General features: G+C 61.7%; 23 protein-coding genes and 1 tRNA gene. 18 read left to right on the top strand and 6 right to left on the bottom strand.

Features of this window, described 5'->3' with window-relative positions; all coding sequences use genetic code 11:
• Positions 1-141 precede the first annotated feature (141 nt).
• Positions 142-711 (top strand): nucleotidyltransferase family protein, encoded by a 570-nt coding sequence (locus ELEN_RS15825; protein ID WP_015761522.1) that lies wholly within the window; start codon positions 142-144, stop codon positions 709-711.
• Positions 692-1,069 carry a HepT-like ribonuclease domain-containing protein gene (locus ELEN_RS16045; RefSeq protein ID WP_015761521.1) on the top strand — a complete coding sequence of 126 codons (378 nt, stop codon included), beginning with the start codon at positions 692-694 and terminating at the stop codon, positions 1,067-1,069. The genes ELEN_RS15825 and ELEN_RS16045 overlap by 20 nt, the downstream gene beginning before the upstream one ends.
• Before the next feature lie 133 nt (positions 1,070-1,202).
• On the opposite strand, the gene ELEN_RS15330 is transcribed toward ELEN_RS16045, so the two are convergent.
• Entirely contained in the window at positions 1,203-2,585 is a 1,383-nt protein-coding gene (locus ELEN_RS15330; protein WP_009608478.1) for a purine-cytosine permease family protein, read from the bottom strand.
• 223 nt (positions 2,586-2,808) lie between these two features.
• Here ELEN_RS15330 and ELEN_RS16385 point away from each other — a divergent pair, with 223 nt between their 5' ends.
• The 16 genes from ELEN_RS16385 (at position 2,809) to ELEN_RS15250 (ending at position 20,173) form a co-directional block, all read left to right on the top strand.
• Positions 2,809-2,946 (top strand): hypothetical protein, encoded by a 138-nt coding sequence (locus ELEN_RS16385; protein ID WP_009608455.1) that lies wholly within the window; start codon positions 2,809-2,811, stop codon positions 2,944-2,946.
• Between the two features lie 54 nt (positions 2,947-3,000).
• Complete coding sequence (locus ELEN_RS15320) at positions 3,001-4,521, top strand: TrkH family potassium uptake protein (RefSeq protein WP_009305410.1); 1,521 nt, start codon at positions 3,001-3,003, stop codon at positions 4,519-4,521.
• Complete coding sequence (locus ELEN_RS15315; protein ID WP_009305409.1) at positions 4,518-5,132, top strand: hydrolase; 615 nt, start codon at positions 4,518-4,520, stop codon at positions 5,130-5,132. Before ELEN_RS15320 ends, ELEN_RS15315 begins: the two co-directional genes overlap by 4 nt.
• A 30-nt stretch (positions 5,133-5,162) precedes the next feature.
• Positions 5,163-6,164 (top strand): ribosome small subunit-dependent GTPase A, encoded by a 1,002-nt coding sequence (rsgA, locus tag ELEN_RS15310; RefSeq protein ID WP_009608452.1) that lies wholly within the window; start codon positions 5,163-5,165, stop codon positions 6,162-6,164.
• A 166-nt stretch (positions 6,165-6,330) separates the two neighbouring features.
• Positions 6,331-8,019, top strand: a complete 1,689-nt coding sequence (locus ELEN_RS15305) for an ATP-binding protein (protein ID WP_009608487.1) — start codon at positions 6,331-6,333, stop codon at positions 8,017-8,019.
• Entirely contained in the window at positions 8,012-8,725 is a 714-nt protein-coding gene (locus tag ELEN_RS15300; RefSeq protein WP_009305406.1) for a response regulator transcription factor, read from the top strand. Before ELEN_RS15305 ends, ELEN_RS15300 begins: the two co-directional genes overlap by 8 nt.
• Before the next feature lie 124 nt (positions 8,726-8,849).
• Positions 8,850-9,440, top strand: a complete 591-nt coding sequence (locus ELEN_RS15295; protein ID WP_015761520.1) for a type IV toxin-antitoxin system AbiEi family antitoxin domain-containing protein — start codon at positions 8,850-8,852, stop codon at positions 9,438-9,440.
• Positions 9,409-10,359 carry a nucleotidyl transferase AbiEii/AbiGii toxin family protein gene (locus ELEN_RS15290; RefSeq protein WP_035584585.1) on the top strand — a complete coding sequence of 317 codons (951 nt, stop codon included), beginning with the start codon at positions 9,409-9,411 and terminating at the stop codon, positions 10,357-10,359. Before ELEN_RS15295 ends, ELEN_RS15290 begins: the two co-directional genes overlap by 32 nt.
• Positions 10,360-10,607: 248 nt before the next feature.
• Entirely contained in the window at positions 10,608-13,076 is a 2,469-nt protein-coding gene (locus ELEN_RS15285) for a molybdopterin-containing oxidoreductase family protein (RefSeq protein ID WP_009305404.1), read from the top strand.
• A gap of 12 nt (positions 13,077-13,088) precedes the next feature.
• Positions 13,089-13,751: a 4Fe-4S dicluster domain-containing protein gene (locus ELEN_RS15280; protein WP_009608419.1), complete on the top strand. Its 663-nt coding sequence runs from the start codon at positions 13,089-13,091 to the stop codon at positions 13,749-13,751.
• 130 nt (positions 13,752-13,881) lie between these two features.
• The gene (locus ELEN_RS15275; protein ID WP_009305402.1) at positions 13,882-14,556 is read left to right on the top strand and encodes a TorD/DmsD family molecular chaperone; all 675 of its coding nucleotides are present in this window, start codon (positions 13,882-13,884) and stop codon (positions 14,554-14,556) included.
• Entirely contained in the window at positions 14,553-15,263 is a 711-nt protein-coding gene (locus ELEN_RS15270) for a ferric reductase-like transmembrane domain-containing protein (protein WP_015761518.1), read from the top strand. The genes ELEN_RS15275 and ELEN_RS15270 overlap by 4 nt, the downstream gene beginning before the upstream one ends.
• A 453-nt stretch (positions 15,264-15,716) precedes the next feature.
• Positions 15,717-16,286 carry a QueT transporter family protein gene (locus ELEN_RS15265; protein ID WP_009305400.1) on the top strand — a complete coding sequence of 190 codons (570 nt, stop codon included), beginning with the start codon at positions 15,717-15,719 and terminating at the stop codon, positions 16,284-16,286.
• Positions 16,287-16,452: 166 nt separating this feature from the next.
• The gene (locus ELEN_RS15260) at positions 16,453-17,760 is read left to right on the top strand and encodes a glycosyltransferase family 2 protein (protein ID WP_009305399.1); all 1,308 of its coding nucleotides are present in this window, start codon (positions 16,453-16,455) and stop codon (positions 17,758-17,760) included.
• Positions 17,761-17,882: 122 nt separating this feature from the next.
• Positions 17,883-18,806, top strand: a complete 924-nt coding sequence (locus ELEN_RS15255) for a sulfite exporter TauE/SafE family protein (RefSeq protein ID WP_009305398.1) — start codon at positions 17,883-17,885, stop codon at positions 18,804-18,806.
• Between the two features lie 50 nt (positions 18,807-18,856).
• Positions 18,857-20,173 (top strand): histidine kinase, encoded by a 1,317-nt coding sequence (locus ELEN_RS15250; RefSeq protein WP_015761516.1) that lies wholly within the window; start codon positions 18,857-18,859, stop codon positions 20,171-20,173.
• 70 nt (positions 20,174-20,243) lie between these two features.
• Here ELEN_RS15250 and ELEN_RS15245 read toward each other — a convergent pair.
• From ELEN_RS15245 to ELEN_RS15225, 5 genes are all read right to left on the bottom strand, one after another.
• A tRNA-Arg gene (locus ELEN_RS15245) sits at positions 20,244-20,319 on the bottom strand.
• Between the two features lie 106 nt (positions 20,320-20,425).
• The gene (gene pknB, locus ELEN_RS15240) at positions 20,426-22,417 is read right to left on the bottom strand and encodes a Stk1 family PASTA domain-containing Ser/Thr kinase (protein WP_009305396.1); all 1,992 of its coding nucleotides are present in this window, start codon (positions 22,415-22,417) and stop codon (positions 20,426-20,428) included.
• Between the two features lie 87 nt (positions 22,418-22,504).
• Positions 22,505-25,279 (bottom strand): FtsW/RodA/SpoVE family cell cycle protein, encoded by a 2,775-nt coding sequence (locus ELEN_RS15235; protein WP_015761514.1) that lies wholly within the window; start codon positions 25,277-25,279, stop codon positions 22,505-22,507.
• On the bottom strand, positions 25,276-26,463 hold the full coding sequence (locus ELEN_RS15230) for a Stp1/IreP family PP2C-type Ser/Thr phosphatase (RefSeq protein ID WP_015761513.1): 1,188 nt from the start codon (positions 26,461-26,463) through the stop codon (positions 25,276-25,278). The genes ELEN_RS15235 and ELEN_RS15230 overlap by 4 nt, the downstream gene beginning before the upstream one ends.
• On the bottom strand, positions 26,463-26,876 hold the full coding sequence (locus ELEN_RS15225; RefSeq protein WP_009305393.1) for an FHA domain-containing protein: 414 nt from the start codon (positions 26,874-26,876) through the stop codon (positions 26,463-26,465). The genes ELEN_RS15230 and ELEN_RS15225 overlap by 1 nt, the downstream gene beginning before the upstream one ends.
• Between the last annotated feature and the right edge of the window lie 6 nt (positions 26,877-26,882).

The raw sequence follows: 26,882 nt of genomic DNA, 5'->3' as shown, positions 1-26,882 counted from the left end.
CCTCGCTTGTGCGAACAAGGTTCCTCGCTGTAGGCCCTTCGCGCCTTTCCCTTCAAGTCGCTTGCCGAAACTGGTTGTATTGCAATTGCAATACAAAATTGTTATAGTGACCTCATGATCAGCGTACGAACGGAGGCGAGCATGGACTATTTCGAAACCGATTCCAATTCGAGTGCGCCGAAGCGCGTGCCCTTGTCGCTGCGGCTTCCCGTTCAGGTGGTCGAATCTGTGGATCGGTATGCGAGCGAAAATCGGATGAGCAAGACAGATGCTTTCCTTCATTTTCTTCGCAGGGGGATGGATGCGGAGCGGGGAGAGCTTCGTTTGGATCAGCTTGTCGAAATCAAAGAGCAGCTTTCGGAGATCAAAGGCATGCTGTTGGAAAAAAGAGGCGATCGATCCGAGGAGGCTGCTTTCGTGCGCGAAGCCGTTGCTCAAGCCGCCTCGGAGTTCCCCGCAATCGAGCGCGCGTACCTGTTCGGCTCTTTCGCGAGGGGTACGTTCGGTTCGGATAGCGATGTCGACGTCCGCATCGAATACGACCATGGCATGTCCTTCAACTTGCATGATGTGTCGCAGTTCGGGAAGCGCATCGAGCAGGCTACCGGGCGCGAGGTCGACGTGGTTTCCGCTGATCGTATTAAAAAGGAGGGCTTGGCTGCGGCCATAGAGAGGGATAAGGAGCTGGTTTATGAACGCGAAGCGCGATGACTTATCTCGTCTTCAGGAGATCCACGACATAATTTTGCAGACCAAGCGTCAGCTGCGCGCGCTCGAGTTCACTCGTTCTCGATTTTGCGATCCTGACAACGACGAAGATGATCTGATCGCAGAAGGCATCATGAATCGCGTGCTGCGTGTCACTGAGGAAGTCGGGCGGCTTTCCGACGAGGTATCGCAGCGCTATGGGTTCGAAAAGCATGCAGTGCTGGGTGTGAGGAATCGTCTCGCACATGCTTACGGGGATGTCGATCGCGAGATAATATGGGCCGTCATCGAACATGATTTTGACGAGTTGCTTGCATCATGCGCTCTGTATTGCGAGGACAACGGTCTTGATCTGGAATAACGAAGAAGCCCCCGATGTTTCACGTGAAACATCGGGGGCTTTGCATTGCTGATCAGGGCTTTCGCGACAGAGAGGGGTGCTTTTCGCTTCGTCCGCCCCGCTTGCCGCCCGCCGCGTTGCGCTGCGGCGAGCCTTACAGCACTTGGTCCGTTTCCGTGAACGTAACGGTGTCCACCTTCTTCATGGAGGCGTACACCTTCATCACGATCCAGTACAGCACGCCGGCCAGGATCAGCGAGTTCAGGCCCGGAATGCCCGCGTTCATGATGCTGGTGACCTCGCCCACGGCGAAACCGGCGATCCAGCAGACGATGGCGATGGGGTTCCACTTCTCAACCTTCTCGGGCAGCTCGCCCTTGGCGCGCGAAGCGTCAAGCGTCGCGCGGCTGCGCTTCAAGATGAAGTAGTCCACCACCATGATGCCGGCGACGGGCGGGATGGCCACGCCCAGCAGCGTGAGGAAGTTAGTGAAGTAGTTGATGATGCCGATGACCGACAGCAGCGTGCCCACGATGCCGAGCGCCCACACGAGTCCGTTGCGGCTGATGGCCTTGTTGAACAGCGCGTTGATCATGGTTGCCAAGCCCAGGCTGGACGAGTACAGGTTGATGTCGTTCAGCTTCACCGTGGAGGCGACTACGATGATGACGCCGATGATGCCCGACGTGCCCATCATGATGTCGACGATATTCTCGGTGCCCATGGCGTGCGCCAGCAGCACGGCAAGCAGGTTCATGCCCAGCTCGCCCACGAACGTGCCGATGAGCGTCATCCAGAATGCTTGGGTGCCGTTCTTCAGGAATCGCGCGTAGTCGGGCGTGCAGATGGCGCCCGCAATGAAGCCGCCCGCCACCATGGTGGTTGCCGCGCCCAGCGACAGCGCCGGTCCCGGAGGGGCCGTGGTGAGAAGCTCGGTCAGCGAATGGTTCTGCAGGATGATGGCTGCGGCTACGATGACCACGATCACGAACAGCGGCACGAACACCGTGGCGAAGTTCGCGATGGCCTTGATGCCGAACACCACGAGCAGCGTGATGCCCAGGCCGGTGATGATGGCCCAGAAGATGTACTCGGGCGTGATTCCAGCCATGATGCCGGGCAGGATCTCCTGCGTGCCGAGGAAATCTGTGAACGGGACGATTTCAGCCATGCCCTGGCCAAACACCGCGTTCTGCACGCCGAACCAGCCCACCATGGAGATAGCCACCACGCCGCCGAACAGGGCGGATCCTACCTTGCCGAACCCGGTCCAGCGGGACAGCAGGCTGGTGGACAAGCCTTCGCGCGCGGCCGCCGTGCCCAGCGCCCAGCTGACCACCTGAAGCAGCACCGAGCCGAGCATGGTTGCCAGGAAGGCATCCCAGAACGTCAGGCCGTAGCCTAGTGCCGCGCCCAACATGAGCTGGGATACGCAGCAGATCGCGCCGATCCTGATGAAAAGAATCCGCCAAAATGGCTGTTTCGCTTCATCAGGAACGCGCGACAGCGAGTAATCGATGTCGTTTTCAGGAGCCATGATCGTACCTTTCTCGTTCCTCTTCGCGTTTTTTGATCGAATGATCAAAGAATGGTGGGATTATACCTTGCTCATGCGTGCTTCGATAGCTACGCGTGTAAACTTTATTATGGAGAGCGTCGAACGGCCTTCCTGCGAGCCTCGCGGCGCCCAAGTCATCATCATTGTGTCTGTTGCCGCGCCGGGCGTATCGCACAGCGGCCATTTGTACTAGAATACCCGCATGCGCAAAAGGAACAAGGACATCCGACAGGCCATCGAGACGCCGCTGCTGGGTTACAGCGTGGTGCTGCTGTCGCTGTCGTGCTTCCTGTTGCTGCTGTGGGCGCTTATCATCTTGGTAAGGATCGTGCTGGGTTGATCGACATCGAAACACTCGCCCGTTTGCGCGGTTCGAGGCAAAGGTAGACGCAGAATGTGGCAACGGTTCACATTGTACGACGTTCGGGTCATCGGCCATTATCTCGGCGTGCTCGTTCTCTTCTCCAGCCTTGCTCTGCTGGTGCCGTTCGTCACGGCTCTTGCGTGCGCTGAGTGGACTCCTGCGACGCACTATCTGCTGACCATCGGCATTGCGCTTATCGTCGGATCGGCGCTGCGGTTCCTGCGCATCGATCCGGGTCGGCTCAATCGCCAGCAGGCGCTCGCCGTTACCGGGTTCGCGTGGATCGTGCTCGCGTTCGTGGCGGCGGTGCCGCTGTACCTGTCGGGCCATTACCTCAGCTACCTCGATGCCCTGTTCGACGGCGTGTCGGGTCTGACCACCACAGGCGCAAGCGTCATCGTCGATCTCGATCACCTGTCGAACGCCGACAACATGTGGCGTTTCATGATGCACCTGTTGGGCGGTTTCGGTCTTATCGTGGTGGCGTTGTCGTTCGGTCTGTTCGGCAAACGCGCTGGAGCCAGCCTGTACATGTCCGAGGGTCGTAGCGAACATGTGGTGCCCAACGTTGTGCAGACCACGCAGTTCATCGCGAAGATCGGCATGGGCATGATCTTTGTCGCCACGGTGATTCTCACGGCCATGTGCCTGTTCCTCGGCATGGAACCGCTGCGCGCGTTCCTGCAATCGCTGTGGTTGGCCATCTCGGGTTTCACTACGGGCGGCTTTGCCCCTATGAGCCAGAGCGTCATGTACTATCATTGGTTCCCGCTCGAGATCGTGCTCATGTTGCTTATGTTGCTGGGCTCCATCAACTTCGTTCTGCACTCCGAAATGTGGAAAGGGCACGTGGAGGTTTTCTTCCGCGATCTGGAAATCCGCACGATGGTGCTGTGGTTGGCCGTGATGACATGCGTGCTGGCAGCCTCGCTCAGCGCAAGCCCCGAGTTTTCCAGTCTGCCTGCCATGTTGCGACGCGGGCTGTTCATGGTGATATCGGCGTTCTCCACCACCGGCTTCCAGAACATCACCACCAACGAGCTGACAACCGCGCTGTCGTCGGGCGCCTTCTTCGTGCTGGCCATCCTCATGGCCGTGGGCGGCAGCGGCGGATCCACTTCGGGCGGCTTGAAGTTCAGCCGCATGGGCATCATCATGAAGTCCATCGTCGCTACCATCAAGGAGGCGCTCGCGCCCGATTCGGCGCGCGTCGTGGTGTCGTACAACCATGTGGGCCGGCGCATTCTTTCGCCGGAAGTCGTGAAGGAGGCCATGACGGTGTTCGTGCTGTACGTGGCCACGTACGCGGTGGGCACGCTGGTGGGCATCGCGCATGGCTACGAGGCGCCGCAGGCCATTTTCGAATCGGTGGCCATGGCCAGCAACGGCGGCGTGTCGTCGGGGCTTGCCGCTCCGGGCATGTCTCCGTCGTTGGAGCTCTTCTACATCGCGCAGATGTGGGCAGGTCGTCTGGAATTCGTCACCCTGTTGGCTCTGGTGGCGGAGATTATCGTGTCGCTCAATCCGAAAAGGCGGGTGTTGAAGTCATGAGGTGGGGAACCCGTCAACCGCTGCCGCTGCCGATTGCGTTCGTGCGTTTCGTCGCGGTGCTGGCCGTGCTGCTTGCGGCGGTGTTTGCGCTGCCGGCTGCCGCGCATGCCGATGAGCCTGCCGAGGGCGACAATGCGGTGAACACGCAGCAACTGCCCGACAGCTCGTTCATCTACGACACGTCCATCGTCGACCTCAGCGGCGCCGATGCCTATTACGACAATCAGACCGTGCAGGTAACAGGCGAGGTCATCGGCGACAGCATCCGTGCCGGCGTGTCGGGGAGGCATCGGTGGATCACGCTTTCCTCTCAGGGCGATTCTGCGACGATCTCGGTGTATATGAGCAACGAATCGGCATCGAAGATCGACACGTTCGGCGAGTATGGTACTACGGGCACCATCTTGCAAGTGCGTGGCACGTTCCATCTCGTGTGCGCCGATCATGAAGGCCAGAGCGACCTTCATGCGGAGGCGGTGACCGTCATCGCGCCGGGCGAACGCCATCCCGACGAGTTCGACTTCAACGCGTTCGTTCCGGGCATTGTCGTGGTGGTCGTCGGACTGGTGATGCTGGGCGTGTTCTATTGGCTGAGGGAACGGCAGCGGTAGGCGCGCTGTTCGTGACTCGAAGGAGGGCTTTTGCAAAGAGGCCAGGTCGTCAAGCTTGATCGAGGATATCCGCTCGTGCGCACCGACGAGGGGTCGTTCGTGCGTTGCGAGCATGCCACCGCGCTGGTGAAAGGCGAGGAAGTGCGCGCCGTGATCGGCGACTTCGTCGAGGTGACCGTGCCGGAGGGCCATGACAAGGGCATCATCGAGAGTATCCTGCCGCGCACGCGCGCGTTCGTGCGCAAAGATCCCACCGAACGCGCGCTCCCGCAGGTGCTGGCTGCGAATTTCGACCGTGTGTTCGTGGCGCAACCGCTATCAGACGTGAACGTGAGGCGGCTCGAGCGAGAGCTGGTGCTGGCTTACGAGACGGGTGCGGCCGTGACCGTGGTGCTGACGAAAGCCGATCTCGCCGAAAGCGATGCCGAAGTGGCGTCGGTGCGCGATCGCGTGCGCGCGTTGGCCGGCCCCGACGTGCAGACCGTCGTCGTGTCGGCCGACGATCCTTCCAGCGTGGAAGCGGTACGCGCGCTTGTGCCGCCGAACACCACGGCCGTGCTCATCGGCAAAAGCGGCGTGGGGAAGTCGAGCCTGATCAACATGCTGGTAGGACACGAGTTGCAAGAAACAACCCCCGTGCGAGACCGCGACGGCAAGGGCCGGCACACCACGGTGAGCCGCGAGATGGTGGCCATTCCCGGCGGTGGCTTCATCATGGACATGCCGGGCGTGCGCGGACTGGGCCTGTGGGAGGCCGATGCCGGCATCGGCGCAGCGTTCGCGGATATCGAGGAGGCGGCCGAGCGCTGCCGATTCCGCGATTGCAGCCACGAGGACGAGCCGGGATGCGCCGTGCGCGCCGCCGTCGAGTCGGGCGATATCAGCGAACAGCGCTACGCATCGTACCAGGCGCTTCGCCAGGAGACGAAAGACCTGCGCGCGCGCCGCGAAGAGGCTCGCCGCATGCGCGGCGAAAAAGCCTCCGACCGGGGAAAAACGCCCAAAAAGGGCAGGCCGCGCAAGAAGCGCTGAGGTTTTCGCTCTTTGAGCAACGAGATCATAATAGCCAGATGAGCGATGCGAATGCATGTGTTTCCCCAGGTCGCTGATTCCTTGTCGCAGCTTTGCTTCGATCAGACGATTATGCTACGGTGCTTGCACGCTGCGAATTTTTCCGAACGCAGCGTAGGGGGCGCTCATGGGGAAGCATGCTTTCAGTCTGAAGACCATCTATCTTGCCGCTCTGACGGCGGTGTTCGCCGTGTCGTTTTTCGCGTTCGTCGCGTTCGATTTGTACTCGCAGCAGCGGCAGACCGAGCAGGCCATGCTGGAGGAAGCGCGCACGTTCGCGCGCGAGATGGACGCGGTGTGGCAGTTCATGGACAACTCCCAAAGCATCATCAACAATTCGTCCAGCGGCGGCTACGAGTTCAAGGGCCTGCACTGCTCGGTGGTGGGCAAGAGCGTCGGCCGGCTGTTCTCGGCGGGCAGCGACTACCACATCCGGTACACGAACTTCGACCCGCGCAGCGAGCAGGATATTCCCGACGAGTTCGAGACGAAGGCGCTCGAGGCGTTCAACGCCGATCGTTCGGTGACCGAGTACTACGGCGTGGCCCCGTTCGACGGCGAGGATCGGTTCCGCTACCTGCAAGCGCTCGAAGTGGACGACAGCTGCCTCGAATGCCACGGCGAGCCGGTCGGCGAGCTCGACATCACCGACCACGCGAAGGAAGGTTGGACGCTCGAGTCGGTCGGCGGGGCAATCAGCATCGTGATCCCCCTCGATCAGCAGCAGGCGGCCATGCGCGGCAACGTCATCCGAGACATGGCGTACTTCCTGTTGATCACCGTGTTCATCGGCTTGGTCATCTTGGTGGTGACCACTGTGTTCGTGCTGCGGCCGTTGGGCGGCATGCACGCGGCGTTCGGCGAGCTGAAACAGGGACGCTTGGGCGCGTCCGTCAGCCAGCGCTTCGCCGCGAAGGAAGTGAGGAGCCTCATCGCCGGCTTCAACGACATGGCGGGCGAGCTGCGGGGCATGTACGAGCATCTGGAATCGCAGGTGCAGGAGCGTACGGTGGACCTGCGCGAGGCGAACGCCCTGCTGGAACGCCAGCGCGACAAGCTGGAGCAGCTTAACGCCGACCTGGCGCAGGAGACGCAGTTCAAGTCCGACCTGCTAAGCATGGTGAACCACGAGCTGCGCACGCCGCTGACGTCCATCATCACGTTCGCGCAGATATCGCGCGAGGCGTGCGACCCGGCCAACGAGCACGACCGTCGCTCGTGGGAGGAGATCGAGAAGAACAGTCGCATCCTGCTCAACATGATCAACAACATGCTGGACATCGCGCGTTCGGATGCGGGCGGCATGCGCGCCACCTGCGAGCCGATGGATTTGGGCGACGTGGCGGCATCGGTGAAGGGCACCATGGCTCCGCTGGCGCGCAAGTACGAGGTGTCGTTCAGCACGAAGGTGGCGTCGGACGTGCCCTTGGTCAACGGCGACTACGAGAAGACGACGCGCATGCTGGAGAACCTGGCCAGCAACGCCATCAAGTTCACGCCCGACGGCGGCTCCATCGAGCTGCGCGTGGCGTACGACGCCGAGGCGCGCGTGGTGACGTTGTCGATGGTGGACGACGGCATCGGCATCGCGCCCGAGGACCAGGCGCGCATCTTCGAGCGGTTCGTGCAGGTGGACAGCACGTCCACGCGTAAGTACAACGGCAGCGGCCTCGGTTTGGCACTGGTGCGCGAATACGGCGACATGCAAGGGTTCGCCGTGTCGGTGGAAAGCGAGCTCGGTCGCGGCAGCAGGTTCGTCATCACGATTCCCGCGAGCGCGATCGTGGGCGAGATAGAGGGGGAGGACGATGTATAAGGTCATGGTCATCGACGACGAGGACAACCTGCGGCAAGCGCTCGAGCAGCTGCTGGTGTCGAACGGCTACGCGTTCTGCGGCGCTAGGGATGCGGAAAGCGGGCTGGAGCTGCTGGCCAGCGAGCATCCCGATTTGCTGCTGCTGGACGTGATGCTGCCGGGCACGAACGGCTTCGATCTCTGCGCGCGCATCCGCGAGCAGGGCCGCCGCATCCCGGTGATCTTCCTGTCTGCGAAGTGCGACATCGTGGACAAGAGCATCGGCTTCCGCGCCGGCGGCGACGACTACGTGACGAAGCCGTTCGATTCCACCGAGCTGCTGCTGCGCATCGAGGCGAACATCCGTCGCCACAAGGACACCATCGATTTCGCCCGCTGCCGCAACCGCGAGGGCGTGGCGCGCATCGGCGAGCTGGAGGTGCGGTTCGGCGAATACGAGGTGCGCGTGAAGGGGCGCCCGGTGGCGCTGACCACGAAGGAGTTCGAGATCGTGGCGTTTCTGGCCGCGCATCCGGGCAAGGTGTTCACGCGCAGCCAGATCCAGGAGTACATCTGGGGCGAGTCGGATGCCGACTGCAAGCCCACGAACAACATCACCGTGTTCGTCCGCAAGATTCGCGAGAAGATCGAGGAGAACCCCTCGGAGCCCAAGTACCTGCTTACCGTCCAGCGGGTGGGCTACAAGATGGCCGACACCTTGGAGTGAGAGCCGCTGCCGCGGCTTCGGCTTCCGCGGAGCAACAAGCTTGCAAAAAAGTGAACACCGTGTTTACTTTTTGCGAGCCTAGCTTTGGTTTGTCAAAATATTCACACCGTGTTAATATTTTGACATGAATGAAGTTGTATTCGACATAGATCGTCTTCGCGAAGTGGCTCTAGACCAGTACGGGTTCGTGACGACTGCTCAAGCGGAAGAAGCAGGGGTAAGTGCGCCTTCTCTGGCCATGCTTGTAAAAAGAGGAAGGCTCGAGCGCGTCGTTCGCAGCGTCTATCGCGTTCCCCAAGTACCTCCGTCGAGCTTCGATAGGTTCATGTTGGCGCTCTTGTGGACGGGGTGCGACGAAGCTGCGCTCAGCCATGAAACGGCGCTCGATGCGTACGATGTTTGCGATGTGAATCCCACTTCGATACATGTAGTAGTTGATGGCGGGCGCCGGATTCGTAGGAAGGGCGGCGAGGGTTATGCGATCCATTATGAAACGGTGGACGCGAAACAAGTTGGTTGGTGGGAAGGGATGCGCTGCGTAAAGCTGGCTACTGCGATCGAGCAGTGCGCGGCTACCGGAACGCCGCGCTACTTGTTGGAGCAGGCTGTCGAAAACGGCAGGAAAAGGGGGCTGCTGGGAAAAAGGGAGGCCGAGCGGTTCGAAGCGACGGTAGGGGGAGCTGATGAGCAAGAACAAAGAGGAGAGCCTTCATGAGCTGATGGCCGGCATGAAGCCCCGAGGCAAAGAGCCCAGAAACGCTGGTGTTCTAGACTCATGGATCGATCATGCCGAAGCTGATTTCGGTATTGCTGCGAGTGGAAGGGTGAGATGGCTCATCGCTTCGACGGTTATAACCGCCATGCTTCAACAAGTGGTCGATGATGACAATGCGTGCAGGTTCTCGCTGAAGGGCGGCACGCTTCTCCAGCACGTGTTCGGCCTCGCTTCAAGAGCCACTAAAGATATCGACGGGATAGTCCGTGGGGATTTGGACGAATTCTTGGAACTGATGGACGAGCGGTTCGTAAGCGGAAATTGGGGGCCGTTCGAGTTCGCTCGTTCGGAGATTGAGCAGATTAGGGTGCCAGGCAAAAGCATCTGCCCGCGCAGGTTCGTCGTAACCGTTTCTCTGAGGAACAAAACCTGGCGCAAGATTAAAGTGGAAGTGTCTCCTGATGAAGGCATGGCGGGTTCAGCCCAGGAGCCTTTCGCCGCGCCGTCGCTTGAGGGTTTTGGCATACCTACTCCGGAAAAGCTTGTCGGTATGGCCATGTGCTATCAAGCGGCTCAAAAAATTCATGCGGCAACCGATCCTCATGACCCTGACAAGGGGTATCGAAACAATCGACCGAGAGACCTGGTCGACCTCGTGCTGATCAAGCAGCTTTCCGATTCGACAGGGCATCCCTCTAAGTCGGATATCAAGCGTGCCGTCGTCGACATTTTCGAAGCCCGTGCGAAAGAGGCGGTGAAGGCCGATCGTGAACCGAGGGTATGGCCTACGAAGGTCGTTGTCTATCCACATTGGGCTAACGATTACCTTGCGGCTGCTCAGGCCGTTGACTTGAGGATGAGCGCTGAAGAGGCGGCGGAGGTCGTCAATGCCTGGTTGCTCGAGCTGGATGGCGCTTGATCGCTGTAATGCCTCGAACAGCTCTTTGACCAGCGGCGTTAATACGTGGTTAAGAATTTTTTAACGCAAAACTTATTTCCGATTTATCGCAATATCCTTCGGCGCTCCGTAAAGTGAAACTCATGAAAGGCCAGGGGAACGAGGCTTTTCACCCCGCCCTTCGCAGAACGCGATCCCCTCCCCGCTATCTGCGAAGGGCGAGCATCGGAAGGCCTTGCGGCCGAGGAGTGAAAAAGAGAGGAGCACACATGGCTGAACAAGCAACGCATGGGTTCACCCGCAGGAGCTTCATCAAGGGTGCGGCGGCGCTGACGGCGACAGGCGCGCTGGTAGGCTGCAGCCCCCAAACCCAGAACCTGGAAAAAGCCGAACCGCAAAAGGGAGCCCCCGAGACGCAAATCTTCTCCGGTGCCTGCCGCTCCCAATGCGGCCAGGGCTGCTATCTGGATGTCCATGTTCGCGACGGGCAGGTCGTCCGCACCACGGCGGGCCATTTCGAGGACGGCCCGGAATTCGACCGCATCTGCCCCAAGGGGCTCTCGCAGCCTGCGCGCGTATACAGCTCTGAGCGTCTGCAATATCCCATGCGTCGCGTCGGCGAACGTGGCGCGGGAGAGTTCGAGCGTATCACCTGGGACGAGGCCATCTCCGAAATCACCGATAAGTGGAAGCAGTACATTGACGAGTTTGGTCCCACGTCCATTGCGTTCTTCCTGGGTAGTGGCAACACCGCCGAACTTGGCGGAGGAGCCCCGGAAGGCTCCGTCATGGCGCGTCTGCTCAATGTCATGGGGGCGAGCCGTGTTCTGCCGGACCGCGATATCGCCACGCCCATGTCTTGGACCTACATGTTCGGCCCCGGCTCGGCCGGAAACCGTGCTTCGGACGTTCCCAACGCTGACCATCATGTGATCTGGGGTGGTGACACTGCGGTGTCGGACAAGCAGCGCACGCATTTTTATCTCGAGGCCCGCGATGCCGGCTCCGAGCTCGTAGTCATCGACATCGCCTACCGCACCATGGCTTCGAAAGCCGACTGGTTCGTTCCCGTTCATCCTGCGACCGACGGCGCGCTTGCTCTGGGAGTCGTGCGCGAGATTCTCGAACAGAGCTGGGAAGCGACGGACTTCCTGCGAGATCATACCGAAGCGCCGTTCCTCATCAAAGAAGACGGCATGTTCCTGCGCATGAGCGATTTGGGGGTAGAACCTACTACGACCACCAACGCGCAAGGCCAAGAAGAGAAGGTCGATCCGTGCGTTGTGTGGGACGAAGAAGCCGGCGAGGCCGTTGCTCACAGCGAAGCCAAGAAGCCTGCTATGGGCGACGTTCCCGAGATTGCCGGGCATGCCGTGAAAACGGAGATGGAGATGATCCGAGAAGCCGTCGCGCCGTGGACTTTGGAACATACCTCGGAAGTGACCGGCGTGAGCGCTGACGACATCAAACATCTCGCTCATCTGTACACGCAAGAAGGCAACGTGCAGACGGATATGAAATTCGGCCTCAATCATTACAACAACGGCATCTACAGCTCGAAGTGCGTTAACACGCTCCTTCTGGTCGCCGGCCAGATGGGCAAGCCGGGTTCGGGCCTGTACACGGGTGAGCCGAATTTCGGAGAAGGCAACGTGCAAGCCTGCCTCCAGCTGCCGAGCACGACAGGCGAGGTACCTCAAGGAGTGGGTGCCATAATCAACTGGAGCGACTTCTTCAATGTCGTATCGAGCGGTCAAAAGCTTGGCGAGCCGTTCCCCGTCAAGGCTTTCTACGCTTCGTGCACCAACATCGTCTCAAACCAGACGGAGCAGAACGAGACCATCGAGCTTATGAAGGCGCTCGAGTTCATCGTTATCCAAGACATGACCATGAACGACACTTCTCTATACGCTGACATCCTGCTGCCTGCGTGCCATTGGTTCGAAACCGAGGACCTGCGTGTGCGCTATTACGGCAACCCCTATCTGCTGTGGAACCAGAAAGCCATCGAGCCTTTGTACGAGAGCAAGCCCGACTTCGAGATTTACAAGCTGTTGGCCGAGGGCATGGGCTATGGCGACTTCTTCCAGTTCACTGCTGACGAATACCTGAACACCTGCCTCTCAACGCCCTTCGGCAAGGAGAACGGAATCACCATCGACAAGGTGCGCGAGAAGAACTACCTGCGCTGCGACACCGAGCCGGCTGTCGCTTTCGAAGGCGGTATCTTCAAGACGGCATCGAAGCGGGCCATGTTCTATCGTGAAGCTCCTAAGCCTGATTACAACATGGGTCAAGAGGTTGATCTTGAGAAGGAGAAGTTCTCCTGCTACTGGGAGCCGGCGCGCGAGGCAGATCTCGGCAATCCCATACGCGAGCAGTTCCCCTTCACCATTTGCTGCGAGCATATGCGCACGCGCACGCACACGCAATGGTACGACGTGGATTATATGAAAGAGTTTGAAGCGCAGCCGGTGTGCCGCATCAATCCCGAAGATGCCGCCGAGCTTGGCATTGAAGAGGGCGATGAGATTCGCCTTTACAACGATCGCGGATCCGTCACCTTGCTCGCCGTGCTCAACGCGGGGCAGCAGCGCAAGTCGCTCCATTGCCCTCGCAGCTTCCTGACGCGTGAGCATATAGATGGCGATCTCGCACGTACCACGTTCAATGATTACAACCAGGCTTGCAGGAACCAGTCGTACTTCGACTGCGCCGTGGCCATCGAAAAGCTCTAGGAGGTTGGGAATATGACTCGATACGGAATGGCTATTGATCTTCGTCGCTGCATTGGCTGCCAAGCTTGTGCGACTGCTTGCAAGTTTGCGAATAACCTTCCGAAAGACCTCTCGTACAATGTGGTGTACACCAAGGCGGACGATGACTGGAACACGCTGGGGACGGCAGTGGTGCGCGGGGCTCTCGCAAACGACAACGCGGGTGGCACGTTCCCCAATTGCACGTTGAACTTCCTTCCGATGCAGTGCCAGCATTGCGAGAAGCCTGCGTGCCTCGATGTGTGTCCGACGGGCGCTACCGCCAAGGACGAGGAGACGGGCATCGTTTCGGTGGACAGCGAGCTGTGCATCGGGTGTGAGTCGTGCATCAAGGCGTGCCCGTACGAGGGCGTGCGCACGCTGATCAAGAGCCCCGAGTACTACCTCGACGTCGTGGTGGGCGAGTACGATGCCCCGCCGCATAAGGGTGGCACGGTGGAGAAGTGCACGTTCTGCAAGAACCTCATCGACCGCGGCGACGTGCCCGCCTGCATGCAGCTGTGCCCGGGCCGCGCGCGCTACTGGGGCGACCTAGACGATCCCGAGTCGGACGTGTCGAAGGCCATCGAGGGACGCGAGACGATGTTCCTCAACGAGGAAGCCGGCACGAAACCGAGCGTATACTACTTGCAGTAAATAAGGCGCTGACGGCCTAAAGGGGATCGCCCCCTTTAGGCTCCGGCGCACGGGGCATCTTCGCTCCAAAAACACGCCTCACGCGCTGTGGCGTGTTTTTGGGGCGAAGATGTCGGAACAAGGGGGACTTATGGGGCGAGAAGAAGCGGTGAAGCGGGCGGTGGGGAAGGCCGATGCGTTCGAGTTGTTGTCGTGCGCGTTCGCGTATCCCGATGAGCGCCTGGCGCAAGGGCTGGTCGACGGGTCGTTCGCCGACGATGCCCGGGCATGCCTGCTCGATGCGGGCGCCGACCCGGCGGCGGCGGATTCGACGGCTGAAGCGCTTGCTGCTTGGCGCGATGCGTCGGCGGCCGATCTGTTGGCCGATATGCGCATCGTGTACTCGCGCCTGTACCTGGCACCCGGCGGCCACACCCCCATCTTCCCGTACGAAAGCGCGTTTCTGCACGTGGAGCGGGGGATGAAAGGCGTTCCCGCGCTGTTCCGCACGCCGGTGACGCTGGATGTAGAGCGCTTGATGCGCGAGGCGGGCGTGGTGGCGAAGAATGCGCGCAAAGAGCCGTGCGATAGCGTGTTCGAGGAGTTCGAATTCCTGTCGTATCTGTACGCGAAGCTCGCCGATGCTCTGAACTGCGACGATGCCGAAGCTGTCGCTGCTTGGACCGAGCGCATTCAGACGTTTGAGCGCGAGCATGCGCAAGCGTGGCTCCCTGCGTTCATGCAGCGCACGCAGGAGCTTGCGGCCGAGAAGCCCTATTGCGCGTTCGCGGCGCTGGCGTTGACGGTGATGGAGGTGCACTCATGACGCTCATCTTGGTTCTTGCGGGCGCTGTGGCATTCGCGTTCGCATGCAAGCGGCCCATCAAGTCGTGTCCGTTGGCGTTCTACGCCCTGGCTGCCACGCTTGACGTGCTGTTCGTGGTCGGCTCGTTCGCGGGACTACCGCCGATGCTGTACGACGCGCTGTTCCTGCTGTTGCACAAGTGCACGCTGGCTACCGCGCTGTTCGCCGTCGTGATGTACATCGGGGTGTTCGCGCGCGACTCGCGCGTGGCGACGTACCTGCGTCCCATCCGCGCCGAGCTGTCCATCATGGCGTGGCTGCTGTCGCTGGGCCACATGGCCATCTACCTCTCCTCGTACGCGGCCAACCTCTCGACGGGGCTGCCGCAAACCAATGTCGCCGTGGCGCTTGCGCTTGCGTTGGCGCTGTTCGCGCTGCTGGTCGTGCTGGGGGTGACGTCGTTCAACGTGGTGAAGAAGCGCATGAAGAAGGAGACGTGGAAGCGCGTGCAGCTGCTGGCGTATCCCTTCTGGGGCCTCGTGTACGTGCATCTGCTGCTCATGCTGGTGCCCTCCGCCCTGCGCGGCGGCGCTCCTGCGCAGATGGCCGTCGTCGTGTACTCGGTGGTGTTCGTGGGCTACGCCGTCCTTCGCATCCGCCGCGCCGCGATCGACCGCCGCAAGGAGGAGTCCGGGCGCGTAGGCGATGCCGTGCAGAATCCAGCGTGATGCACGCTCCGCGCGCTTCTACGCACAAAAAGTGCCGATGTGTGATTTCGCTGACCGTTCGCTTGCGATAGGCTTCTGCGCGATAATGTGAAGCGCCAGGTCAGAGCATCGTGCATAATCGAAGGCCTGAAAGCTGCACCCTTGGGCGCGCTTTCGGGCCTTCTTGTTATCGAACGTCGCGGGTTTTTGTGCAAAAAGCGCTTCATGGCGTGCATAGCAAGCAGGGCGGTTCGTCCCCGTGTTCGATGCTTGCGACATGCGGCGCCCCTCGTGCTTTTACCGTGCGCCCTCGGCCGCGCCTCTGCTATACTTCCTTTCGGCCTTTGCCGGTTGCGAAACTCACGCTCGCATCCGTCGACGGCTCCGCGTTTGCATCGTTGGGCCCTGCACTCGCGGATTACTAGCTGCCCAAAGCCCGCGGCACCGCGCCGCGCGGAGAACAGGAGCATATCCATGAACAAGAAGACGACGTACGTCGCCCAAGCGGGCATGATCGCGGCCGTGTACGCGGCTGCCACCCTCATCACGCTTTTGGCGCTGCAAGGACTGGCTTGGGGGCCGGTGCAGTTCCGCATCTCCGAGGCGGTGTGCGTGCTGGCAGTGCTTACGCCGGCGGCCGTGCCCGGCCTCACTGTCGGGTGCATCATCGCGAACCTTATGGCGCTCGCCATCAACGGAACGGGGGCGCTGGGCATGCTGGACGTGGTGTTCGGCAGCCTGGCCACGTTCCTTGGCGCGCTGTGGTGTTGGAAAATGCGCGAGCGTCCGAAGCTGGCGCTGCTGGGCCCCGTGATCGCGAACGCGCTCATCGTGCCTGCGTATCTACCCCTTCTGCTGCAAGGCCTGGGCTACTACACCATCCCGTTCACGTCTATCGCGCTCGACGGGCTGTACCTGCCCATGTACCTGTTCGGCGTGGTGGCCACCGGTCTCGGCGAAGCCCTGGTCATCTACGTGTTGGGGCTTCCGCTGCTCTCCGCGCTCAAGCGCTTCGACGTGGTGAAGAAGGCAGTAGCCCGCTAGCGGGAAAGCAGGCGCGGAACGCGTGAGCCGCGCCTGCTTTCTTTTAATATATGACCAAATAGCTCGCCTTCACTGATTCGATGAATTGACAAGGCTGCGGGGCGTATATCGCTACAATATGGGGTTGGGCCGAGCCCTCGCAGTTGTACCCGAGTGAAGGACGTGCATGAACCCCGTTATTGTGATCCCCACTTTCGTGTCCGCGCGTCGCCGCAAAGAAGGCGGCAGCGTGCTCACGACCTATGATCACGCGACTCCCATCTCGCAACCCGGCGAGCTCCCGCGTTTGCTTGCGTCGTTGCAGAAGGTGCGCGGCGCCGGCCAGATCATCGTGCTCGTGGTCAGCGAGCCGTCGATCGAGAACCAGGCGGCCGAGAAGGTTCAAAGCGTTGTCTCGCGCTTTCCCTCGCTGAACACCGTGGTCATCGGCGCTCCCGAGCTGGCACTTATCCAGCAGCGCATGGAGCAGCTGGGTTTGGGCAAGCTGCAGAAGGAGATCGGCCTGTCCGGCTACGGTGCGGTGCGCAACCTGGGTCTGGTGATGGCCGACGTGCTGGGCTTCGACTCGGTGGTGTTCCTCGACGACGACGAAGTGGTGGATGACGCCGACTTCCTGCAGAAGGCCATGTACGGCCTGGGCAAGCTCACGAAGAAGGGCATTCCCATCCTGGCCAAGACCGGCTTCTACTTCAATTCCGAAGGCTCCTACCTGTCGAAGAGCCAGGACAAGTGGTACAACCATTTCTGGCAGCAGGGAAAGGCCTTCAACAAATGGATCTCGAAGGCCATGCGCGGCCCTCGTCTTTCCCGATCGAACCATACGTGCGGCGGCTGCCTTGCTTTGCATAAAGAGGCGTTCAAGCGTCTGTCGTTCGATCCTTGGATCGCGCGCGGCGAAGATCTCGATTACATGCTTGACCTGCGTATGTACGGTTCGGACATCTGGTTCGACAATCAGTGGAGCCTGCGCCACCTTCCTCCCGAAACCGAGAGCGAGGGCACGCGCTTCCGTCAGGATATCTTCCGATGGCTCTACGAATACCGGAAGATGGAGTACAGCCGCACGCAGATCGACCTTTTGCAGGTGAAGCCGTCTTCGCTGGAGCCGTATCCGGGCCCGTTCCTTGAGCCAGGCATCACGAAGCGCATTCGTTTGACCGCCTTTCTGAGGAGCTTGGCGCGCCCCGACAAGAAGGCGTACCGGAAAGCGGCGAAGGCGGCCACCGGCGAAGCGACGACGTATGCCCAGCGCAACTGCTCGAAGTACTTCGAGTTCCAGTTCGTGTGGCCGGAGCTGATGGCGCGCATGGAGAACGATCAGATCCTGCGTACGGCGCTTATGCAGTCGGCCGCGCAGCGCCAGGCCAGCGCCGGCAACGGAGCCGATCGACTTGCTTCGGCGCAGGCGGCCATCGCGGCGGCCGGCATCGATCCGGGTGTGACGAGCGAGATTCGCCTGAACGTCGCGGAATAAATAAGCACGCTCGGCAACGTTTGCATGACGGAGCCTCCACGGGGCGCAGTCTAAGCTGTACGATGGCGTGCAGTTGAGCGGCTCGCGTGTTGAGAGATCGGGAAAGGATCGGGCGTCAAACTATGGATGTGCTCGCTATGTTCGTGCTGCCGGCTATTGCCGGCGTGGCTATCGGAATTTTGTCCGGATTGCTGGGCATCGGAGGCGGCACGGTCATGGTTCCCATCTTCCGTTTGGCGTTCGGCATGAGCCCCGTCGTTTCCACGGCCACGTCGCTGTTCGCCATTATTCCCACGTCCATATCGGGCGCGGCATCCCATATACGCCATAAAACGTGCATCGTGTCGCTTGGCGTGGCGGCAGGCCTCGGCGGAGCGCTCACCTCGCCTTTGGGCGTGTGGCTTGCGCAGATTTCGCCCGCCTGGATGATTATGGTGGCTGCGGCGCTCATCATCGGCTGGTCGGCGGTGAAAATGCTGGGCAAGGCCTTCAAGATGCGCTCGCAGAACCGCACGCAACAGCATGCAGCGTCGAGCAGCACGATCGAGCCGGACGAAGCCGCCATCGAGCGTGTAGGCGACGCTGCGGCGAACGACGACGCGATTGACGATCCGACGAAGGTGAGCGCACAGGCTGGCGCTGCCGTCGACCCTGTGCCGCGCAAACTCACGCGCAAGCAGCTGCTCATCGGCGCAGGGATCGGCCTGGGCGCGGGCGTGGCATCCGGCTACGTCGGCGTGGGCGGCGGGTTCATCATGGTGCCCCTCATGCTGTCTCTTATCGGCATCGAGATGCGCCAGGCGTCCGGCACGTCGCTGATCGCCGTGATGATCCTCGCCATTCCCGGCGTCGTCGAGCAGGCTTTGCTGGGAAACATCAATTACGCGGCGGGCATTGCCATCGCCGTGGGCTCTATTCCCGGCGCGGTCATCGGCGCGCGTCTTGTGCGGGTGGTTCCCGAGCTCGCATTGCGCTTCGTCTTCGGCTTCTTCCTGATTGTGGCCGCCGTCATACTTGTTCTCAACGAATTCGGTATACTGGGCTGATGGGCTCAAGCGCGCTGCTTGGGCGGGGTTGAGCAACGCGGGGAGGTATCATGCAGGAAGAGACCGGGGAGTCGAAATCGGCGCTGCCGCGCTTCTTCACGCTCGAGATGTTCATGTTCACGGTGACGGCGCTTTCGGGTCTTGTGTTGCTGTGGTCCATCGCGGTGCCGTACCGCAACGTGGCAATCATGGTATGCGCAGGCGTGGTGTTCACGCTGTCCATAGTGGTGGTCATCCGTCTCATCATGGATCCCGATTCGGTGCGCGCTCGTCAGTCTGACTCCATGTTGAAGCTGGCTAGCCAAACGCTGACCTGCATGAACGACGGCATGGATTACAAGGCCGCGCAGAAGATCTGCGGGTTGCTGCTGCCGTCCACCGCGGCTATCGCCGTGGCTATCACCGACAAAAAGCAGATTTTGGGATACGCAGGCTTCGAGGAAGCTCAGAACCTGCCGGGCAGCATCATCCGCACCCACGCGACCCATGCCACGCTCGCCGACGGCAAGCTGCGCATCCTGTTCACGCCCGAAGATATCGGCTTCCCCAGCGAGTCGTCGAATATCAAGGCAGCCATCATCGTGCCGCTTGCCATAGGCCGCAACGTCGAGGGCACGCTCAAGTTCTACTATCGCCGAGCGAAGCATATCAGCGAGACGCAGAAGTCCATCGCCGAAGGGTTCGGCAAACTGCTGTCCACGCAGATGGCGGCATCGGCGCTGGAAGAGCAGACGCAGTTGGCCACGCGCATGGAGCTGAAGATGCTCCAAAGCCAGATCAACCCGCACTTCTTGTTCAATACCATCAACACCATCGCCTCACTCATTCGCACCGACCCCGAAACGGCGCGCAAGCTGCTGCGCGAATTCGCCGTGTTCTATCGCCGAACGCTTGAAGACTCCGCCGATCTGATCGTGTTCGCGCGTGAGATGGAGCAAACGAAGCGGTACTTCACGTTCGAAGTGGCGCGTTTCGGTGCCGACCGCGTGGAGATGGAGATGCGCATCGATCCTCGTGTGGAAGACATGCTGGTGCCGCCTTTTTTGCTGCAACCGCTCGTGGAGAACGCTGTACGCCACGCCATGCCGAGCGAGGGGAAGTTGACTATCGAGGTGACGGGCGAGGTCACGGGCAACGACGTGATTGTGCGCGTGTGCGACAACGGCGTGGGTATGACCGAAGAGGCGCGCTGCAACATTCTTCATCCCGAATCGTCGCTCGGCCTCGGCATCGCGGTGAAGAACGTGCACGATCGAATCTGCGGCTACTTCGGTCCCGGTACGCATATGGAAGTGGAAAGCGAGCTCGGCAAGGGAACCTGCGTGATCCTCGTATTGAAGGAAGGGGCTCTGCGCGAGTACCAGTAGGAGGAGGGCGGAACGCGCTTCCGGCTTGCAAGAAGAAACGGCGCCCGAGAGGCGCCGTTTTGCGATCAGATGGTGCCCCCGGCGCGATTCGAACGCGCGGCACCCGCTTTAGGAGAGCGGTGCTCTGTCCCCTGAGCTACGGAGGCGCGTTTGATATTGTAGCATTAATCGTCCGGCTTGCCCCGAGCTTGCAGGACGCCTTGCAGGACGCATAAAAAAAGCGATGCGCCCGAAGACGCATCGCGGAGATTCCTAGTTCTTGTTGGTGTCGTCGGTTGGCTTGGGATCCGGCGTGGGGGATGGCGTAACTGCCTGGAAGGTCACGTTCACGTTGACGTTCGCCTTCACATTCGAGATGGTGAAGGTGCCGCCTGACTTCGGCACGTCGTCCAAGCCGCTGGCCGATGCTACTTCGTAGCCGCTATCGGGCGTGATGGTGATGGTGACGCTGTCGCCCTCGGTTACCGACGAAGCGCTGGCCGAGATCTTGCCGCCTCCATTCGCGTTGACCGCGACGGAGAACGTCTTCTTCTCGGGCCCCTTGCTCAGCGTTAGCGCCACCAAGCCGTCCTTTTGCAGCTTCGAGCCTGCTGCGGGTGTTTGGGCGAGCACCGTGCCTTCCGGCTGGTCGCTGGCCTCGTAGGTGTAGTTGTCGGTATCCACGATCAGGCCTGCGTTATTCAGCGTGGTCACGGCGTTTCCGCGCGACATGCCCACCACGTTGGGAACCTCGATGCCTTCGGAGCCTAGCGACAGGTAGTACGTGACCACGGTGTCCTTGGCTACGTTCTCGCCTGCTGCGATGTCCTGGCGCGCCACGTGGTCTTTCTCGACGGTGTCGGAGTACTCGGCGGCTCCCTTTGCGTACTTCAGCCCGCTGGCCGTGAGCGCTTTCTGCGCTTGATCGGCAGTCATGCCCGTCAGATCGGGCACGGTGATCTCTTGCACGCCCTTCGACACGGTGAGGTTGATCTTAGTGCCCTTGGCCTGCTTGCTGTCGCCCTTCGGATCCTGGCTGATCACCTTGCCGGATTCGACCTTGTCGTCGAACGACTCCTCCACCTTCCCCAGCTCGAAACCGGCTCCTTCGATGGCGGCTGTGGCCTGATCCACCGTCTGGCCTACCACGCTGGGAACGGCGACCTTGTCTTTGTCGTTCCCGCTGCCCGACATGAGGGCGAACGCGATGCCGCCTACCACGGCAAGAGCCGCGATGATGCCGATGACGATGGCGATGGTCTTCTTGTTGTTCTTCTTCCCGCTGGTGTTGTTCGCGTTGTAGGAGCGCTGCGCCGCGGTGGGGGATGCGGGGCTGACGCCGCCCATCGCGGGCATGACGGCCGTGCCGTCGGCCACGCCGACGGGGGGCACCACGCCGCCCATGACCACGGTCTCGGCGCTGGTGAAGCCTTCGCCCAGGTTGACGGGCCGTCCGGCCAGGTAGTCGTTCAGCGCGAGGCGCATGTCCTTCGCGGTGGCGAAGCGGTCGGCCGGGTTCTTCGCGATGGCCTTCATGATGATGGCCTCGAGCGCGGGATCGATATCGGGGTTGATCTCGCGCGGCGGCACGGGCAGGTCGTTGACCTGCTTCATGGCCACGCTCACGGCATCGGGTCCGTCGAACGGCAAGCGTCCCGTGGCCGACTCGTACAGCACGATGCCCAGCGAGTAGATGTCGCTGGTGGCGGTGAGGTCCTTGCCCTGCGCCTGCTCGGGGGAGATGTAGTGAGCCGTGCCCAGCACCGAGGAGGTTTGGGTCATGACGGAATTCTTCGCGCGCGCGATGCCGAAGTCCATGACCTTCACGTTGCCGTCGGGCTGCACCATGATGTTCTGCGGCTTGATGTCGCGGTGGATGATGTCCAGTCCGTGCGCCACGGAAAGCGCCTGGCATACCTGCGAGCCGATCTCGGCGACTTTGCGCTGGTTGATGGCGCCGCGCTCGATGATGGCGGTTTTAAGGTCGGACCCGCGCACGAACTCCATGACGATGTAATAGGTGCCCTCGTCCTGACCCCAATCGTACACGTTCACGATGTAGGGGCTCTGGAGGTTGGCTGCAGCGGCGGCTTCCTGCTTGAAGCGCTGCGTGAAGTTCGGGTCGGCGGCGTATTGGGGCAGCATGACCTTCACGGCGACCAGACGGCCAAGCACGTTGTCCTGCGCCCGGTACACCTCTGCCATACCGCCGATGCCGATGCGCTCGGTTATCTGGTAGCGGTTGTTGAATACCCTGCCTATCATGTTTCCGGTCACGTTTTAGCTCCTTTAGGTTACATGCTGGGCTGTATACTTCTTCCAGACAGTATACGGGCCATCAGCATACCTTATCTACAAAAGTCCCTGAACTTCCAAAGCTGTTTTCAATACATTCTGCGCTTTAGCGGTTCCCACTCCCTCTTCGCCGTCCTCGATGACGATGGCCACCACGACGCGCGGATCCTCGGCCGGCGCCATGCCCACGAACCAGCTGTCGTTGCCGTTCTCCTTCTCGGCGGTGCCGGTTTTGCCGGCTACGTCGATGCCGGGGATGGCGGCCGCGGTGCCGGTGCCGTTCTGCACGACGCCCAGCAGCACGTCGCGCACGCGTCCGGCCGTGGTCTTGCTGACGGCTTGCATCAGTTTCGTCGGAGAGGCCGAGAAGCTGCGTTCGCCGTTGGCGTTGTTCACGCTGTCGACGAGGTAGGGCTGCATGATGACGCCGTCGTTGGCGATGGCTGTGCCCACCATGGCCATCTCGAGCACGGTGGCCTGGGGGCCGGCCGGGCTCTCGCGGCCGGGGCGCGTGGTGTCTCCCACCGGCTCGCCGGCGGCTGCCCATGCCAGCTCCCAGGGACTCTTTTGCAGGTCCTCGGCCGAGGGCATGAGTGATTCGGGCGTGTACAGCGGGAAGTCGATCTCCTTGTTGAAGCCGAAGCTCTCGGCTCCGGCGACCAGCTTGTCAGCGCCCATCTCTACGCCTAGCTGGCCGAACACCGTGTTCGACGAAAGCTCGGTTGCTTGGGCCAAGGTGAGGCTGCCGTAGTTCGCTTTGTTGAAGTTAGAGACGGTTGCGTTGCCGATCTCCATGGTGCCGGGCGAGGAGAACACCGTGTCCTCGCCGGCCACGTCGTCCTCGAGCGCGGTGGCCAGCGTGACGATCTTGAACGTGGAGCCCGGTGCGTACAGCGATCCTGCCGCGCGATCGACGAGGGTGCTGTCGTCAGGGTTCGCGTTCGCCTGCTCGATGACCGCCGCGAAGTCGGCCGCGTTGTATGTGGGAGCCGAGGCCATGGCCAGGATGGCGCCTGTGTCGGGATCCATCACCACGCACGCGCCCTTGCGTCCGGCAAGCGCATCCTGCGCGGCTTGCTGGATCTTCGAGTTGAGGGTGAGCGTCACGTCGTTTCCCGCGGTGCCGATGCCGGCGAACGAGTTCAGCACGTCGGTCCACGATGCGAAGTTCTCTTCGCCTTTCAGCGTGTCGTTGTACGCCTTCTCGATGCCGGAGTTGCCGAACTGAGGCGACGAGTAGCCTACCACGTGGCTGGCCAAGTCGCCCGCCGGGTACTCTCGCTCGTAGGTGCCGTCTTCCTCCTTCACGCTGCGCGCTAACACCACGCCGTCGTACGTGGCGATGGTGCCGCGCTCCGAGCGCGCTTCTTTCGCAAGCGTATGGTTGTTTCCCGGCATGTTCTGGTAATAGTCGGCCTGCACCACCATGATGAGCGTGAGGTTCGCTACCAGCAGCGCGAACAGGGCGGAGCACAAGAGCATGCTGTGGTTCAGGCGCTTGCCCAGCGACACGCGGCCCAGTACGCTGTTGGCGTGCAGCGAGGTGGTGGCGCTGGCCATCTCCTGACCCACGCCCGTGCCCTCGTCGCCGCAGCGCAGCAGGAAGCCTACGATGATGAAGCTGGCCAAAAGCGACGAGCCGCCCTGGCTGATGAAGGGCAGGGTAAGACCCGTCAGCGGGATGAGCCTGGTCACGCCGCCTACGATGATGAACGCCTGCAGCACGATCATGGACGTGAGACCCACGGCCACAAACGAGCTGACGTCGCTCTTCGCGCGCGCCGCCGTCACGAAGCCGCGCACGGCGAAGCACAGGAACAGCAGCAGCACGCCGGCCGCGCCCAGAAGGCCGATCTCTTCTGCGATGGCCGCGAAGATGAAGTCGCTCTCAACGACGGGGATCTGATCCGCCAGGCCGCGCCCGATGCCGACGCCGAACAAGTCGCCGTCCGCGATGGAGTAGATGGCCTGCGTCAGCTGGTAGCCCGTGTTCTGCGCATCGGCGAAGGGGTCGAGCCAGGTGTTCACGCGCACCTGCACGTGGCCGAAGGCCATGAACGCGCCGATGCCGCCGATGGCGATGAGACCCAAACCGATGACCAGGTAGAACTTCTTTCCCGTAGCCACGTACAGCATGACCAGGAACACGAAGAAGAACACGAGCGCGCTGCCCAGATCCTTCTCGAACACGACGATGACCAGCGCGATGCCCCACATCAGCAGCAGCGGCAGCAACGTTCGGATGTCGGGAAGCCTGAACGGGCCCACGCGCCAGGTGAACACCGACAGCATCTCGCGGTTCTGCGCGAGGTAGCCCGCCAGGAACAGCACGATGACGATTTTGGCGATCTCGCCCGGTTGGAAGGAGTAGCTGCCGATATGCAGCCAGATGCGGCTGCCGTAAATCTCCTGGCCGAGGCCCGGAACCAGCGGCGACAGCAGCAGCAGGAAGCCCACGATCATGAGCGTGTACTTGTAGTTCGCCACCTTGTCGAGGTTGCGTACGAACACCAGCACCAGCACCATGCACGCTACGCCCACGAACAGCCACATCACCTGGCCGACGGCCAGGTTGGGCGCCAGGCTGGTGACGAACGCGATGCCGATTCCGGACAGCGCGAACGAGAGGGGCAGCAGGGCCGGGTCGGCGTTGGCGGCGAACTTGCGCACGGCGAGGTGCGCGATGACGAAGGCCACGAAGATGGCCGCCGGTACGCCGAGGGTGGTCATGTCGAGCGATTGCCCCTGGTTGATGGCGATCATGGCGAACAGCAGCGCCACCACGGGCGCCGCCACCAGCAGCAGGACGAGTTCTACGTTGCGGCGCGTCACGCGGCACCGCCGTTCTTAGCGTCCGACGCATCCTTCGCGTCCGCGTTTCGGCCGCTTTCGGCGTTGCCGCCTTCCGCCTGGTTCTTGGAGCGTGCGGCGATCTCGTCCTCGTACTCCTTCACGAGAGCATCGGCCGCTTCCATGTCGTCCACGCGGATGCCCTCGTTCAGCCGGTTGGCCACGCCCGGCTGCAAATCGGCCACCGTCACGTCGGTGGTGCGCTCCAGATGCGAGAACGACAGCCCCAGCACCGAGCCGGGAACCCCCCGATAAACGGCCACCTTGCCGTTGTCGTTTGCCAGATAAGCGGCGGTGTTCAGGTAGGTTTGCGTGCCCCAGGCGGCTCCGGCGATGATGGCCGCGAACAGCACCAGCACCAGCGCAATGGACAGCTTGGTCTTGCGCGCAAGCTTCTTACGGCGCACTTCGGCGTAGCCGGTCACGTCGGCCACGATGACGGTGACGTTGTCGTGGCCGCCCGCCGCGATAGCCTCGTTCACCAGCTGCGACGCGCAGCGCTGCGGGTCTTGCACGCGGCGCAGGGTGTTCTCGATCTGGTCGTCGAAGATCATGCCCGACAGGCCGTCGGAGCAGATGAGCAGGCGGTCGCCGGTTTCGACGTTGATCTCGTAGATGTCGGGGTGGAGGTGCGCGTCGCTGCCGAGCGCGCGCGTGATCACCGAACGCTGCGGATGCGTGCGCGCCTCTTCGGGCGTGAGCTGCCCGGCCTCGATCATGTCGGCCATCAGGCTGTGGTCGCGCGTGAGTTGCTGGAGCTTGCCCTGGTGCAGCAGGTACGCGCGCGAGTCGCCTACCTGGGCGATGACCAGTCGCTCGCCTTCCAGCATGGCCGCGGTCATGGTGGTTCCCATGCCTTGGCGGCCGCGCCCTTCGCGCGCTGCTTGGATGACGGCGCGGTTCGCCTCCTCGATGGCGCGGCCGAGCGCTTCCACGTCAGGATGTTCGGGGGCAAGTTCGGACAGCACGCGCACGGCTATCTCGGACGCCACTTCGCCTGCGGCGTGGCCGCCCATGCCGTCGGCGACGGCAAACAGGGGCGGCGTGACCACGAGGCTGTCCTCGTTGTGATCGCGAAGGCAGCCGATGTCGGTGCGGCTGCCGAACGAGGTGAGCGCCCCCTTGCGGGTGCGCGGAGTGGATTTGTACGAACGATCGGCGGCCATTAGGCGAACCTCACGCGAATGGCCACGTCGCCCACGTTCACGACGTCGTTGTTCCGAAGGGCGGTAGGCTCGGTGATGGGCTGGCCGTTCACGCCCGTGCCGTTCGTGGATCCCAGGTCCTCAACGAACAGGTTCTGCCCCATAAGCTGGAAACGCGCATGGCGGCCGGACACGTATCCGGCACCCACCACGATGTCGGCTCCGGGGCTGCGGCCCACGATGACGGGCCCGCGAACGACGATGGATACGCCGCGCAGCTCCTTCGGCCCCTTCTCCACCGAGAGGTTCCAGGTGCGTTCCTTCTTGCGCTGGCCGCGCACCAGCCCGATGCCCGTTTTCATAATTGCGAACAGGAACAGGTACAGTAGCGCGACGAACAGGAGGCGTACGATAAGAAGTACGACGTCGATCACGGGTTA

This window comes from Eggerthella lenta DSM 2243 (assembly GCF_000024265.1).
In the GTDB taxonomy this organism is placed as follows: Bacteria; Actinomycetota; Coriobacteriia; order Coriobacteriales; family Eggerthellaceae; genus Eggerthella; species Eggerthella lenta.
The sequence above is the reverse complement of the archived record's forward strand: the minus strand, read 5'-3'. Positions and strand labels throughout refer to the sequence as shown.